This is a genomic window from Paenibacillus residui (assembly GCF_042677205.1).
Taxonomy (GTDB): domain Bacteria; phylum Bacillota; class Bacilli; order Paenibacillales; family NBRC-103111; genus Paenibacillus_L; species Paenibacillus_L residui.
Window position 1 is genome coordinate 112840 of sequence record NZ_JBHTIU010000003.1, and the last position, 15386, is coordinate 128225.

At 51.9% G+C, this 15386-nt stretch carries 9 protein-coding genes; 8 read left to right on the top strand and 1 reads right to left on the bottom strand.

Going from position 1 to position 15386, the window contains the following annotated elements:
* Window positions 1-18: 18 nt before the first annotated feature.
* The 7 genes from ACFQ03_RS01585 to ACFQ03_RS01615 all read left to right on the top strand — a co-directional run bounded on the left by ACFQ03_RS01585 (window position 19) and on the right by ACFQ03_RS01615 (window position 11222).
* The gene (locus ACFQ03_RS01585) at window positions 19-2994 is read left to right on the top strand and encodes an extracellular solute-binding protein (RefSeq protein ID WP_379285626.1); all 2976 of its coding nucleotides are present in this window, start codon (window positions 19-21) and stop codon (window positions 2992-2994) included.
* A 94-nt stretch (window positions 2995-3088) separates the two neighbouring features.
* Window positions 3089-3985 (top strand): carbohydrate ABC transporter permease, encoded by an 897-nt coding sequence (locus ACFQ03_RS01590; RefSeq protein ID WP_144933388.1) that lies wholly within the window; start codon window positions 3089-3091, stop codon window positions 3983-3985.
* Complete coding sequence (locus ACFQ03_RS01595; RefSeq protein WP_144933265.1) at window positions 3982-4860, top strand: carbohydrate ABC transporter permease; 879 nt, start codon at window positions 3982-3984, stop codon at window positions 4858-4860. Before ACFQ03_RS01590 ends, ACFQ03_RS01595 begins: the two co-directional genes overlap by 4 nt.
* A gap of 13 nt (window positions 4861-4873) precedes the next feature.
* Window positions 4874-6985: a YIP1 family protein gene (locus ACFQ03_RS01600; protein ID WP_144933264.1), complete on the top strand. Its 2112-nt coding sequence runs from the start codon at window positions 4874-4876 to the stop codon at window positions 6983-6985.
* The gene (locus ACFQ03_RS01605) at window positions 6982-9378 is read left to right on the top strand and encodes a DUF5696 domain-containing protein (RefSeq protein ID WP_379285629.1); all 2397 of its coding nucleotides are present in this window, start codon (window positions 6982-6984) and stop codon (window positions 9376-9378) included. The genes ACFQ03_RS01600 and ACFQ03_RS01605 overlap by 4 nt, the downstream gene beginning before the upstream one ends.
* A gap of 1 nt (window position 9379) precedes the next feature.
* Complete coding sequence (locus tag ACFQ03_RS01610) at window positions 9380-10249, top strand: carbohydrate ABC transporter permease (RefSeq protein WP_379285631.1); 870 nt, start codon at window positions 9380-9382, stop codon at window positions 10247-10249.
* A gap of 13 nt (window positions 10250-10262) precedes the next feature.
* Window positions 10263-11222 carry a carbohydrate ABC transporter permease gene (locus ACFQ03_RS01615; protein ID WP_379285633.1) on the top strand — a complete coding sequence of 320 codons (960 nt, stop codon included), beginning with the start codon at window positions 10263-10265 and terminating at the stop codon, window positions 11220-11222.
* A 22-nt stretch (window positions 11223-11244) separates the two neighbouring features.
* Here ACFQ03_RS01615 and ACFQ03_RS01620 read toward each other — a convergent pair whose 3' ends face one another.
* A complete protein-coding gene (locus tag ACFQ03_RS01620; protein ID WP_144933261.1) occupies window positions 11245-12144 on the bottom strand; it encodes a LysR family transcriptional regulator in 900 nt (299 codons plus the stop codon).
* Window positions 12145-13960: 1816 nt separating this feature from the next.
* Between ACFQ03_RS01620 and leuC the strand changes: the two genes are divergently transcribed.
* Window positions 13961-15367 carry a 3-isopropylmalate dehydratase large subunit gene (leuC, locus tag ACFQ03_RS01625; protein ID WP_150959839.1) on the top strand — a complete coding sequence of 469 codons (1407 nt, stop codon included), beginning with the start codon at window positions 13961-13963 and terminating at the stop codon, window positions 15365-15367.
* Window positions 15368-15386 lie beyond the last annotated feature (19 nt).

The window sequence follows — 15386 nt, forward strand, 5'->3', positions numbered from 1 at the left end:
CGCGGAAGGAGGATACCGATGGCTTACACAAATAAAGGGAACAGATCCCGGTTTACCGCTGTGATGCTGATCGGCGCCATGCTGACCGGTTTATTCGCTGCGCCGCACAGCGGTCTGGCGGCATTGGCGCCGTCCGCCGCCAAGACAGCTGTCATTTCCGGTGACGAATCCTCCTTGGAATCCGGCCCCTTCTATTACGAGATTCGCCAGGAATGGCAGGAGCAGGGCTGGGCGGAAGGGAAGGAGGGGGCTTATGTTCCGGCGAACCGGCTTGCGGCAAGCTCCGAGCAAGCAGAGGTGCGGATAGGGGCTTATAAGGGCGAGAACGATGTTCTTGTATGGAAGAATGTCAAGGGCTGGATCGAATATGAGGTCGAGGCAGAGCAGGACGGGCTGTATGAGCTCGCTTTGGATTATTATCCGCTGCCGGAGGAGGACGGGGGCAACCGGCAAGCCGTTATCTTGTCCGTGCGGATTAACGGGGAGCACCCTTTCAGGGAAGCAAGGTCGATTCAGTTCGAGAGACAATTCCGCGATCTGGAGCCGAAATTTGACAAAGAAGACAACCAGCTCCGATCACTGGTCGAAGAGCTGGGGGAATGGAGGAACCAGCCGTTCCGCGATTCGGAAGGCGCTTATTCACAGCCTCTTCTGTGGCCGCTGAAGAAAGGAACAAACCGAATTCGTCTGGAAGCCGTCAGACAGCCGCTGGCCATTAAGGCGCTGTACGTAAACCCGCCCCAATCGATTCGGGATTATGCCGAGGTCAGATCGGAATATCCGGAGGAGTCTTCTGAGGAAGCCCGGCTGATCGAGGTCGAAGCGGAGCATTTTTATTCTAAAAATTCTACGTCCATTCAGGTCCAGTATGATCGCGATCCGCTCACGACCCCATATTCCATCTATAAAGTAAGGTTCAATACAATCGGCGGGGGGAGCTGGTATCGCAGCAGACAGGCCGTTACCTGGGAGCTGGACGTGCCGGAGGACGGAAGATACAAGCTCGCCATGCGCGTTAAGCAAAATTTTCATAAAAATCTGTCCGTATTCCGCAGCATTTCTATTGACGGGGAAATTCCATTTCAGGAAATGAAGCATTACGGGTTTCCCTATGCGACCTCCTGGCAGGGCGTTACGCTGGCGGATAAGGAAGGGGAGCCTTACGAATTTTATTTGACGAAAGGGACTCACACACTTTCAATGGAAGTCAATTACGAGCCGTTCATCCCTCTGTTGGTCGTTATTGACGGCATGGCGAGCGAATGGAGAGACATTTCGCTCGATCTGAGAACCGCTACCGGCAACCGGGTGGACGAATTCCGGGTTTGGGACGTGGAGAAGGAGCTTCCCGGCTTGGTGGACCGTTTGAAGAAGCTGCATGAGCAGTACAATTGGCTTGCGGAACAAATGATCGCAATTAACGGGATGACCGATACCGTTTCCCAGTCCTTCGAATCGAGCGCCAAGGACATCGAAGATTTATTGAAGAATCCGAATGAAATTCCATATCGCCAGATTAATATCGGAACGATGCAGGAGAAGCTGGAAACGCAGCGCACGGCTTTATTAGAGGCTCCGCTGCAGGTGGATAGAATTTATGCCGCCTCCGTGCAGGCGGAATTCCCGAAATTGACGGCCGGCTTCTTCCAGAAGCTGTGGGGGGCTATAGTCTCCTTGTTCGCTTCCTTTACCGACAGCAACAAGCTGAATGAGCAGAAGGACGAGGAGCTGAACGTCTGGATGCTGTGGGGTCGGGATTATGTTGACGAGCTTCAGCAGTTGGCGGACGAGCGATTTACGCCTGAGCATGGGATCAAGGTCAACGTCAATCTGATCCAGTCGAAGGATCTGCTCATTTTGGCCAAGGCGGGAGGGATTCTGCCGGACATTGCCCTCGGTATTCCCGGAGATATGCCCTTCGAGATGGCGCTGCGCAACGCTGCGCTCGATCTGTCGGAATTGCCCGGCGCCGGGCCGTTTCTCGACAAGTTCCATCCGGGTGCGATGCTTCCGTATTACTACAACGGCGGATATTACGGTGTCCCGGAAACGATTAATTTCAAGGTGATGTTCTACCGGAAGGATATTTTGGAGCGCTTGAAGCTGAAGGTGCCGGATACGTGGGAGGAAGTATATGATATGGTGCCTACCTTGCTGCAGAATCAAGCGAATTTCTACGTCGATCCGAATGATTTTTCCTATATTTTCTATCAGAACGGGGTCGAGATGTATACTCCGGATGGTTTGAATACCGGGCTGGATACGCCGGAGGCCTTCGATTCCTTCAAGCAGTGGACCGATTTATTTAACGTCCATGGAATGGAACGTCAGGTGCAGAGCTTCTATAACCAGTTCCGGAAAGGCTTCATGCCGATCGGGATAGCTGATTTCAATCAATACATGCAGCTTCTTGTCGCCGCTCCCGAGCTTCTCAATGTATGGGGAATCGCTCCGGTGCCCGGCACGAAACAGCCGGACGGGTCCATCGTACGCTGGTCCGGGGGCACTAGCCTGCAGACGACAAGTGCCATGCTGTTCCGGGATACGCCCAAGGAAAAGCAGGAACTCGCTTGGAAATTCCTGCAGTGGTATATGTCGGATGACATACAGACGGAATACGGCCTGAATCTCGAGCAGTATCGCGGGGAGGCGTTCCGCTGGAATTCGGCCAACATTAACGCGTTCGTTCATATGCCTTGGCGGCCGGAGGATTTGCAGGTCATTCTGGAGCAGTGGCGATGGCTGAAGGATATTCCGAATGTACCCGGGGGTTACATGACGACAAGAGAGCTGAGCTTCGCCTGGAATCGGGCCACAATAGACGATGAGAACCCGCGGATATCGCTGGAGAAGGCCGTCAAGCAGATCAAGAGGGAATTGATCCGCAAGCAGCAGGAATTCCGCTTGGTTGATGAGCAGGAGAATGTGCTCAGAACGCTGGAGCTTCCGCAAGTGACGGAACCGTGGAAAGGGGTGGATCCGTTTGTCGAGTAACCTTCATGCCCCGGTCCGGCAGCACAGGCTTCAGGCTGGACAGAAGAGGAGCCAGCAAACCTTGTCCGGCAAATTTAAGCATCTTCTCTCGGAAATGTACAAATACAGGCTGTCCTATTTGTTCATTGCGCCATTCGTTCTGGCTTTTACCATATTCATTCTTATTCCGGTTATTGCAGGAGTGCTGTTAAGCTTTACCTATTTCAACGCGATTGAGTTTCCAAGCTGGGTTGGGTGGAACAACTATCAAAACATTTTCTCCCAAGATATCGTTTTTCTGCAGCATGTATTGCCCAATTCGTTCAAATTCGCATTGTTCGTAGGGCCCATAGGCTATGTTTTGTCCTTCATTCTGGCCTGGCTCATCTCGCAGCTCCCGAACGCCGTCCGCATCTGGTACGCCCTGGCTATGTATGCGCCGTCGCTAACGGCCGGGGTAGCCATGGCGGTCGTCTGGCAGGTGATGTTTACCGGTGACCGGACCGGATATATCAACAGTTTTTTGCTGCGCTGGGGTTTCATTGACGAACCGATTTATTTCGTTCTGGATGCGGATTACCTGCTGAATATTATGATTATCGTCTCCATTTGGTCCAGTATGGGGATCGGTTTCCTGGCCCAACTGGCCGGAATTCTCAACGTAGACCGCACCCTGTACGAGGCCGGACGCATTGACGGCATATCCAGCCGCCTGCAGGAAATCTGGTATATCACGATTCCGATGATGAAGCCGCAGATGCTCTTCGCCGCGGTTATGGCCATTGTCCATACGTTAAATTCCGGCGGAATAGGAACCGATCTGTCCGGCAGCAACCCAACCCCGAATTATGCGGGACAATTGATGGCGAATCATATTCAGGACTACGGATTTATCCGTTTCGAGCTGGGTTATGCAAGCGCTATATCGATCATTCTTCTGTTGATGATGTTTATTCTGAGCCGGTTCTTCTGGTACTTGTTCGGCACGGAGGAAGGAGGAGAGAAGGAATGAGGCAAAAATGGAAGGCCGTAATCCGCGTGCTGCGGCGGATTGACCGTACGCAATATTTTCTGTTCGTCCTGTTGACTCTGCTATCCGCGTTCATGCTGCTGCCGTTGGTCTATATTTTTAATCATGCCTTCAAGCCGCTTCACGAGCTGTTTCTGTTTCCGCCGACATTCATCGTCAGGGAGCCGACGACACAGAATTTCATCGAGCTGCTCAATTTGACGCAGAGCACGTTCGTTCCGGTTTCCCGCTATATCTTCAACAGCGTGGTCGTAACGATCCTGGCCACGATCGGCATGGTAGTGGTAGGCGCACTGTGCGCTTATCCATTGGCAAAGCATAAATTCCCGGGCTCCAAGCTTGTCTTCGGCACGATTATCGTCTCACTGCTGTTCGTTACGGATACGATCGCGATTCCCCGTTATGTCGTCGTTCAGAGCCTGGGCATCATGAACACATACTGGGGTCACGTTCTGCCGATGCTTGCGCTGCCCGTAGGGGTTTTCCTGCTCAAGCAGTTTATGGAACAGCTGCCGGACGAATTGCTGGATGCGGCCAAAATCGATGGAGCGTCCGAATGGGGAATCTTCACCCGTATCGTCCTCCCGGTCGTCAGTCCGGCCATCGCGACGATTACGATTCTGGCATTCCAATCGGCGTGGGGGAATGCCGAAACCTCCATCTTCTTCATGCAGGAGGAGTCCATGAAGACCTTGCCGTTCTATATGTCCACCCTAACGGCAAACCTGGCGAATACAGTGGCCAGGCAAGGGGCGGCCGCTGCCGGAGTGCTGATCATGTTCCTGCCGTCCCTGATCATCTTTCTAATTGCCCAACGCAAGGTCATCACTACGATGGCTCACTCGGGGATCAAGTAAAGGAGGGGGTAAGATGGAGGCATCCAAACCGCGTAAACGGCTGGCAGGGATATTGATCTTGGTGCTCCTGCTTGCAGTGATATGGCCGATTGCCGCCCATGCGGAAGTTCCCTTCTCCACCTTCACAAGAGACAGCTTCGGGAGGGTCGTCTACACTCAGCCTGCGTACGCCCCGATAGGGACTATCGGACAGGATATTTATATTGAGGATGACAACGGCAATAAGGTGTACTCTCCGCTCAAAGCGCCAAAGGATTTGTTCGTGGACCGGAATGACCATATCTATGTGGCGGACACCGATAACAACCGGATCGTTCATTTCGACGAACATGGTGAGGTGGTCCGTGTCCTGACGGTTCCCGAGAGTCCTTTGAACAAACCCCAAGGCTTGTTCATTAACGAGGCCGGAGATATTTATGTAGCAGATAGCGGAAACCAGCGTGTGGCCAGGCTGAATCGGGAAGGGGAATTCGTTCAGGAATTCAAACGCCCCAAGTCGCGGTTTATCAATGATTCGTTCGTCTATGAGCCGATCAACATGGTGGTCGATAAACGGGGATTCGTCTATGTCATCTCGCAGGGAAGCTATCAGGGGATTGTGCAGTTCGACCCGGAGGGAGAATTCTTCGGCTTCTTCGGGACGAATTCAACGGAAGTATCCGTTATGGACCGGATCCGCAGAATGTTCTACACGAAGGAGCAGCTCAGCCGCCAGGTCAGACTTCTCCCTACGACGATCCGCAATATTGACATTGATGAGCAGGGATTCATCTATTCCGTATCCGGCTCGAAAACCGAGCAGGTCAAAAAACTGAATATACGGGGAGATAACCTGTGGAAGGAGCTGAGCTTCACCGAGCGCTCCCGCTATTTCCGCAAAGGGGATAGCTACCCCGAGGCACAGCTTGCCGACGTCGCCGTGGATGCCAACGGAAATCTGACGGTGATCGATAAGGCCATGAATATCGTCGCCCAGTACGATCCGAGCGGCAAGCTGCTGTTTTACTGGTCGGGACCGGTAGCGGCGGGAATTCCGCTGGTCGGTATCAATCAGAGCCCCGTGGCGGTCGATACCAACTCGAGCAATGAGATGTTCATTCTGGACGATTCCCTCAACTTGATTCAGGTGTTCAAACCGACGGAATTCGGAGCGGCCGTCCATACCGCTTACAAGCTGACCCAGGAAGGCAAATATGCGGAAAGCGAAGCCTACTGGAATCAAGTGGTGCGCCTTAACGCTTTGTTCACTCCCGCTTATGAAGGGCTGGCTCTTTCAGCCTTCCACAAGGAGGATTACAAGACCGCATTGGAGATGTATCGTTTGGCCGGTAATGCGGAGGGTTATTCCGATGCTTTCTGGCAGCTTAGGCTGCAGTGGTTTCAGCATAACTTTTCTATTCTCGCCAATTCAGTGCTGGCTGTCGGCGTTGCCGGCGTCGCCGGGGGCCGGCTGAAGAAGAAATTCGGCTGGCGTTTACTGCCAAGGACCAGGCCGAGATGGATGGAGCACATCTGGCTGAAGCAGTTAGGTCACGCCTTCTATATTTTGCGGCATCCGCTGGACGGCTTCAGCGATCTCCGATATTTGAACAGGGGCGGCTATATAAGCGCTATTGCACTGCTGGCACTGGTCATTATGATGCTGCTGGCCAAAGTAAATTTGACGAGCTTCAGCTTTAATCCGGTTCCGGCCAATGAGCTCAGGGGAGCGCCCATCATTGTTACGTTTGCCGTCCTGCTGCTGACCTGGATGATCTGCCACTACTTGATAGGCTCGATCTCCCAGGGGGAGGCCCGCTTTAAAGACGTGTTCGTAGGGAGCGCTTATGCCCTGTTCCCCATCGTGCTGCTGGGGGTGCCGCTGGCGCTCATATCCAATATCATGACGCTGAGCGAAAATTCCATATACAGCTTTTTCGAATGGCTGATGATTGGCTGGAGCGGGCTGCTTTTCTTCTGGAAGATCCAGTCTCTGCAAAATTACAGCGTGGGCGAGACGATCGTAAATATTCTGTTAACCATTGTGGCGATGATCGCTCTCTGGGTTCTTATTTTCATCATTCTCGGTCTATCCTCGGAATTTGTGGACTTCATCTATACGCTGTACCAGGAGGTGTCGATGTGATCCGGTTTATGAAAGCGAAACGAAATCTGACTGCCCTGGCCGTGGCCATCGTCCTCTCCTGTATGCCCGTCCTTATGGTCTTTGCCGGTCAAGCACCGGTTCAGGCCAAGGAAGACAAAGCAGCGGAGAATGGGAGCCAGGAGGCGTCCAATGAGGGTCAGAAGCCGGCTCCCGGCAAGGAGGAGGAAGCCAAGCCGGCCGCAGCTAATCCTAACGTGAAGGAGCCGGATTTCCCTAAGGAATCGGCTATGCAAATCGTGGCGGACAATGGGCGGTATCAATTGAAGGCAGATCCTAAATCGGGCCATTTCATCGTCTTCAGCAAACAATCGGAACAGGTCTGGAGATCATATCCCGATCCGCAATACTGGAGCAGTCAGGAAAACTCCAAAGCCTGGAGAGTGCATCTGAAATCCCCCTTCATGTTCCGCTTCGTCGAGTTTAAGGTACGGAGGGATTTGTTGAAGGAATCCAACTATTACGAGCAATCCGGTAAAATTTCCTCCTTCGAACGAATAAACGATGGATTTAAAATCACCTATGAGATGCCGAATCTCGGCTTCGTCATCCCGGTACAGGTCCGGCTTAAAGACGATTATGTGGAAACAACCGTCCTGGAGGAAGGGCTTAAGGATGTGAAGGAGGCACAGAAGGAGGAGGCTAAGCCCAATACTAAGGCAAATGCCAAGTCGAACGCCAAGAAAGACCCCGAAGCGAGATTGGTTTCGCTGCGCCTGTTTCCATTTTTCGGCGCTCAAGCATCGGATGGGGAGAACGGTTTCCTGTTAATTCCAGATGGCTCCGGAGCGCTGATTGATTTCAAGAAGGACCGCGCGAATACAACCAGCTTTTATAACGAAAGAATTTATGGCGAGGATTGGGCTTATAGCAGCGGAACCACCTTCTCCAACCGTCTTCCCGTGCGAATGCCCGTATTCGGGATCAAAGACGGGGACAAAGGATTTGTCGCCGTGGCCCATCAGGGAGCGGAGTATGCAAGCGTGCTGGCGGCTCCATCCAAATCCTTCAGCCAGTACAATTGGACGACGGTAGAGCAAATTTATCGGTTTAAACATTTTCAACCGTCCAATACAAGAAGAACCGCCGGCTTCTATACCTATAGCAAGGAATTGACGGCAGGAGACCGCTCGGTCCGCTACTATCTTCTCGAGGAGCAGCCGGATTATGCGCGAATGGCCGGCCGGTATCGTCAATACCTGATGGAAGAGGTCGGCTATGAGCGGCTCCCTGCGTCGGAGGAAGGTGTCCGGCTGCAGCTTCACCTGCTTGGAGGCGATACAGCCAAAGGATTCCTCTGGGATTCCTATCTCCCTTTGACAACAACGGACGAAGCGGAGGAGATCGTACGGCAGCTTCATTATTTGGGAGTGGAGGATATGTCCGTCGTCTATCTCGGGTGGCAAAAGGGAGGATACAGCAAAGCCGGAGGGCATTTCCCGGTCGACCGGAGATTGGGCGGGAACGGCGGGATGAAGCGGCTGGCTGATTTTGTCCGCTCCAAAGGCTTCTCCCTCTTTCTGGATGCCCGTTCCTACACCTTCAATAATACGGGCAGGGATGGATTCCGCGGCAGCCGGGACGGTCTGCGCGATCAGGGATCGTCCGTTATCCGCTTCCGTTCGTGGAACCGGGAGGACGAGACGACCTTCGTCAGCCCCCGCTTCATGGAGGAGGTGGTCCTCCGGGATATGCAGAAGGTGAAAGAACTGGGTGTGGATGGCCTACTATTCGGAGACGGCATCGGTGATATCCTTAATACCGATTACAACGAAAGATATTCCCTGACCCGGACCGAGTCGCTGGAATTGCAGAGGCGTCTGCTGCAGACAGCGCAAGAGGAGCTGGGACGTATCCAGCTAGCGGAAGGCAACGTATACGCAGGCAAATTTGCAGAGCATTGGGACGGTCTGTCCAATGACTATTCTTATGATTTGTTCGTCGACCGGACGGTGCCTTTCGCACAGATCGCCCTGCATGGACTGGTCAGCTATTCATTCGAATATGCCAATCTGAGCGGCAACTATACGGAAAACTATCTTCGCGGAATCGAGTATGGGGCGGAGCCGTCCTTCGTCGTCACTTCCTCCCCTTCCCAGGAGCTGTTGAAATCGAAGTCGCTAAACCGGTATTACAGCACCTACTACAAAGATTGGCTGGAGCAGATAGTTACCCAATATCAGCTATACAATGATGCTTTGAGCGAGGTTAGAACCGAGTTCATTACGGATCATCGGGCCTTGGCCAAAGGGGTGATGGAAACGACGTACGCGAACGGACATCGGGTGGTCGTCAATTACAATGCTTATCCTTACTCAAACGAAGGCCTGGTCGTTCAGGCGAATGATTTTGCCGTGATTCGGGGAGGGCAGTAATATGGGGAAAAAGAAGAGATTGAACGCCCGTTTCATGCGGAATCTGGAAGGCACCTTGTTTATCGCCCCATGGCTGATCGGATTCATCGTGTTCTTGGGGTTTCCGCTTGTATTTTCTTTATATATGAGTTTTCACAGCGTCAAAATTTTGCCGACCCGGATGAGCTACGAGTTCGTCGGATTAAAGTACTACCGGGAAATTTTGTTCGGCAGCTCGGCCTTCTACGACGAATTGATTCCGTTTTTCCAGGAAGTGGTCATCATGATCCCGGTTATTCTAATCTTCTCGCTTCTCATTGCCATCTTGTTAAATCAGAAGCTGAGAGGCCGCTTCCTGTTCCGGGGCATATTTTTCCTGCCGGTGATCTTTACGACCGGTTATGTGCTGACGGAGTTCGTCAACCAGGGGGAAGGAAGCCTCGGTTTCCTGGAACGGTTCGCTCTCGGAAGTTATCTCGATGCTTTCCTGGGAGACAGCTCCTGGGCCAAACCGGTTAAGGAAGTGTTGAACCGCTTTGTGCTCGTCCTCTGGTATTCCGGGGTGCAGATTCTAATCTTCCTGGCCGGTCGTCAGACCATCTCGGCATCTGCCTACGAATCCGCGAGAATCGATGGGGCTTCCCCGTGGGAAGTGTTCTGGAAAATTACAATCCCGGCGATGTCACCGTTCATTCTGCTCAATCTGATCTACACCGTCGTCGATATGTTTACCTTTCCGTTCAATCCGATTATCTCGTTAATCGGCAAGGGAAATTACGGATACAACAGCAGCCTGGCCTGGATTTATTTTCTTGTGATCATCATCTTTCTCTCGCTGGTGCTGTGGATTTACAGCAGGCTAAACCGGAACCAAAGAGCGTCGCGGGCATAAGGAGGGGTGCGAAATGAATACGATCCTGATGAAGCTGAAGAGGAGGATCACCTTCAAGGACCCGGTCCGTCAGTTGAAGTATATGACGCTCGGACGGGAAATTAACGAAGGGCTTGTTTTCAAGCTGTTTCTATATACCATTTTCATTTGCACATCTTATATTTACCTACATCCCATTATGAAGATGGTTGTCAAAATGGTCATGGACGCCAAGGACTTGATCGATCCGACGGTGACATGGATTCCGTCATCGCTCTATTGGGGGCATCTGCAGACGGCGTGGAAGGTGCTCAAATACGGCAATTCCTTCACAATCAGCCTCGTCGTGGCACTTGTGGCCTCGGTGTTTCACTGCATTTCATGCGGCTTTGCCGGCTACGCCTTGGCAAGGCTTGAATTTCCGTTCAAAAAATTGGTGTTCTTCCTGCTGCTGCTCGCTTTCATCATACCTCCTCAAGTCGTGGTGCTGCCTACGATTATTGCCTACTCGCAGCTGGGGCTGGACGGCTCGCTGGCGGCGCTGGTCATCCCGGCGCTGTTCGGCTTTGGCGTCAAAGGCGCTCTGTTCGTCATCATTTACCGGCAGTTTTTTATGACGCAGCCCAAGGAGCTGGAGGAAGCGGCCAAGATTGACGGGGCGAGCGCGTTCAAATTTTATGTCCGGGTCATGTTTCCGCTGGCGAAACCGGCCATTCTGGTCGTGTTTCTGTTCTCCTTCGTATGGACATGGAACGACACCTACATGCCGAGAATGTTCCTGAGCGAAGCGAAGAATGTGCCGCTCGCCGTGCAGATGTCCCGTCTGGATGTAGGTATAAACCAGTTCATGCAGGCGGCGGATATGCCGTTGTACATGTCGGAGGCGATCAAGATGGCGGCCAGCTTCCTGACCATTCTGCCGCCGCTTCTTATCTACTTCTTGGCTCAGCGCTATTTCGTGGAGAGTGTGGAAAGAACGGGGCTGGTGGAGTAAGCCCGGCCCTAAGTTTTCCAATTTAACGGTTCTGAACGACCTCCTGCAGTACCTGGATAAAAGCTTCCGCTGCCTTGGATAAGTAGCGCCCGTGCCGATAGGCGATGACCAGCGTTCTTGTAGGCCGGCCGTCCAGAGGGAGATAGACGGGGGCATGCGGCTCCCCTTGTACCCTCGCTACCATCTTGGGAACGAAGGCGACCCCCATACCGGCGGCGACCAGTGATTGGACGGTATCGATATTGGTGCTTTCGAACACGATCCGCGGCTCGAAACCGGCCGCTCCGCACAAATCCATTGTGATTTGGCGGAAGCCCTGGCCTTTTTTCAAAATAATAAAGGGCTCCTCCCGAAGGGTATCGATCCGCACGGCATCATCCCCGGACGCTGACTGGGCAAGCGGGTGATGGGGAGGGACGCAGAGGCGAATTTCCTCCTCGATCAGCGGCAGGTAAGAAAGGGAGCGCTCCGCCAGAGGCAGGGAGAGCAGACTGATATCTGTCTGGCCGCTTGCCGCCAGCCGCTCCAGGTTCGCCGAGGTCTCTTCAACAAGTTGAATTTCAATTTCCGGATACTGCTGCTGGAAGACGGGGAGGACGAGTGGTAAAATATGGGACCCGGTAATGGGCAAGCTGCCGACAATCAGCTTGCCTTTTCGCATTTGCGAAATGTCCTCCATTTCTTTTTTGAGCTGGGAAACCTTATCCAGAATAATCTGCGCCTTCTCGACAAAGACCGTGCCGGCGTAGGTCATTTCCACGGAATTGGTATTGCGCTGAAACAGGAGAACCCCGATCTCCTTTTCCAGTTTGGAAAGCTGTTGGCTTAAGGAAGGCTGGGCAATGTGCAGCTTTTCCGCCGCCCTCGAGAAGTTTTTTTCGGCTGCTATCTGGACTGCATACTGCAATTGTCTTAATTCCATAGAAAGACTCTCCTTTGCGGGGGTTTCCCGCCTCATTAAAGCTCTTTTCTATCTCGTCGGCAATAAACCTTCCCACCAACCCCACCGCAAGCTTTTCCCTCAAGTGGTAAGGGGAATCTGACAAGGTTTGCAGCTTCGGGAGATGTGGAGAACTGCAGATCTGAACGCTTTTATTGCCGTATACAAATTTGGCTTTATTTATCATTGCTCTTCTCATGATATTATACATCCGCAGCGTTATAAGGACAAAGTTGCGGCGTCAAGTAGGAGACATAGGCATCCTGTTCGAGTTTATAAGCGCGGTCGTGCTTTGGAGTGGATAGCCTGCCAGAATTTTGTATTTTGCTTCTATGCTATGTGCTTTTGACTGTTATCCCCTTCGTTCAGGAAAAGTATTTTCAAAGGACAGCGATGTTCTATAGACTGGGGATGCTTCCGGAAAATTAGAGGACAAGAAGTGGCAGAAATTGCTTTCGGGATTATGACTGAAGGATGTGTATGGAAAATTTCTAAATGTACTGAGTGAAAGGGATAACGGTCAAAAGGGCGCAAAAAGGTGGAGTTGGCCGGTAAAGGTACTGAGAGAAAGGGATACTGGTCAAATGGGGCGGAGAAGTGACATGAATCGCGCCTAAGAGGTTGCAGGTCCGCTAGTATTGTACGATAGAAAAAAACGGATTAAGGAGACTGGACAGAAAGGAAACGTCCTCACGAAGATCGTTGATCCGGGCTTTTGACTGTTATCCCCTTATATCAGAAAGGCTGCTTAAATCGCCTGTTCGTCCTTTTCTATGCTTCTGCATTATGTTCAATCCCTTCCGGGTCCGGATCCAAGCCCTGGGAGCCGAACAGGTGCATCATTTCCTTGGAGAGCCTGAGCTTACGGGATAATTGTTCAATGGAGCCATGCTACTGAGCGAAAGGGATAATGGTCAAAGAGACGGAAAAAAGGTGGAGTTGGCCGGTAAAGGTACTGAGTGAAAGGGATACTGGTCAAAGAGTCGGAAAAAGAGGTATTGCCCGGCGAGCGATGTGCTGAGCGGAAGGGATAACGATCAAAAGGGGCGGAAAAAAGGTGGAGATGGGCCGGTAAGGACACTGAGTGAAAGGGATAATGGTCAAAAGGGGCGAAAAGGCATGAATCGCGCCTAAGAGGCTGCAGATCCGCTATTATTGCACGATAGCAAGGAAGACATACCATTTAGACCCCCATGCCTCTGACCGCGGCACCTTGCTTCAATAGTGTGAAATTTGAAAACTAAATGGATTTCATACAGTTAGATTTCTATATTCGGGTCTAACTGGAAAACCTACAGCTAGTTTGCGCCAAAACAGCCGTTTCGCCCAAAGTTGCCCATTTTAACTGTAGTTTATCCAGTTAGTTTGATCATTTTCGCCCATTCGCTTGAATCTACCTGTACAAAATACAGTTAGACGTGCCGCTCCGCTTGCAACGATGCCTGCAGACGGTAAAATAGACGGATTTTCAAGGTAGATTAGAGGGAGACAGTTATATGCTTACGGCGAGTCTCATGAGAACCATGTTTGGCGGAATGTCGATGTCTTTTCTTGTCGGATGATTGAGCACTTTCTTGTCGGAGTGCAGTGGGCGCAAAAAGCGGCTTGAACGATCGATTAGAGATCAAGCGCCCCCCGCTTATAGGCGGAATACGGAATAAAGAGAGTCTTTATATTAATTTCCTATAAAACTTATAGATATTATATCTTGGAACAATCAAGAGAGAGATGTTACTATAGGTATTAATCGAATATGGATGATCTTTATCGATGGAGAATTTTCGTAGAGGTGAAAAAGATGTCGAAAAAAACGATGTACGAAAAAATTTGGGACCAACACATCATTCATCAGGAAGAAGGAAAGCCTGGCATCATTTATATTGATCTGCACCTGGTGCATGAAGTGACGTCGCCGCAAGCTTTCGAAGGGCTTCGTTTGGCCGGGCGCAAGGTGCGCCGTCCGGATCTAACCTTTGCGACGATGGACCATAACGTTCCTACCAAGGACCGTTTCAATATCGCCGACCCGATTTCCAAGCAGCAAATCGACACTCTGTCCAAGAACTGTGCCGACTTCGGTGTGAAGCTGTTTGATTTGGAAAGCACGGATCAAGGGGTTGTCCATGTCATGGGGCCTGAGCTCGGATTGACGCACCCCGGGAAGACCATTGTATGCGGAGACAGCCATACCTCCACGCACGGAGCCTTCGGTGCGCTTGCCTTCGGGATTGGAACGAGTGAAGTTGAGCATGTGCTTGCTACTCAGTGCCTGCAGCAATCCAAGTCGAAGACGATGGAGGTTCGCGTTAACGGCAAGCTGAGCCCCGGCGTAACGGCTAAAGACTTGATTCTGGGTATCATTGCCAAGTACGGCACGGATTTCGCTACCGGATATGTTATCGAGTATACCGGGGAAGCGATTCGTTCCTTATCCATGGAAGAGCGGATGACCGTCTGCAATATGTCGATTGAGGCAGGTGCTCGCGCGGGTCTGATCGCTCCGGACGAAACGACGTTCGAATACTTGCGCGGTCGCGAATACGTGCCCCAAGGCGAAGCATTCGACAAGGCCGTTCAAGAATGGAAGAGTCTCGTAACGGATGAAGGGGCCGTATATGACCGTGTAGTTGAGTTTGATGCCGACTCCCTTATTCCTCAAGTGACCTGGGGTACTAGCCCGGGTATGGGAACAAGCATCGACTCCTCGGTGCCAAATCCGCAAGATTTTGCTACGGAGAATGAAAGAAAAGCAGCGGAAAAAGCCCTTGAATATATGGGACTTACTCCCGGAACCCCGATGACGGAGTTGAAAGTGGACCGGGTCTTCATCGGCTCCTGTACGAATGGAAGAATCGAAGACTTGCGTGCGGCGGCTTCGGTAGCCAAAGGCTACAAAGTATCTCCTAATGTGAATGCGATCGTCGTTCCCGGTTCGGGACGTGTCAAGATCCAAGCGGAGAAGGAAGGCTTGGACAAAATCTTCATTGAGGCCGGATTCGAATGGCGCGATGCGGGCTGCAGCATGTGTCTGGCGATGAATCCGGATGTCCTGAGCCCTGGCGAGAGATGCGCCTCGACCTCCAACCGGAACTTTGAAGGCCGTCAAGGACGCGGAGGACGGACACATCTTGTTTCGCCGGCAATGGCGGCTGCGGCTGCTATCGAAGGACGTTTCGTCGATGTGCGCAATTGGCAATTTAACTAAAAGAATAAGAGGAGTTGCT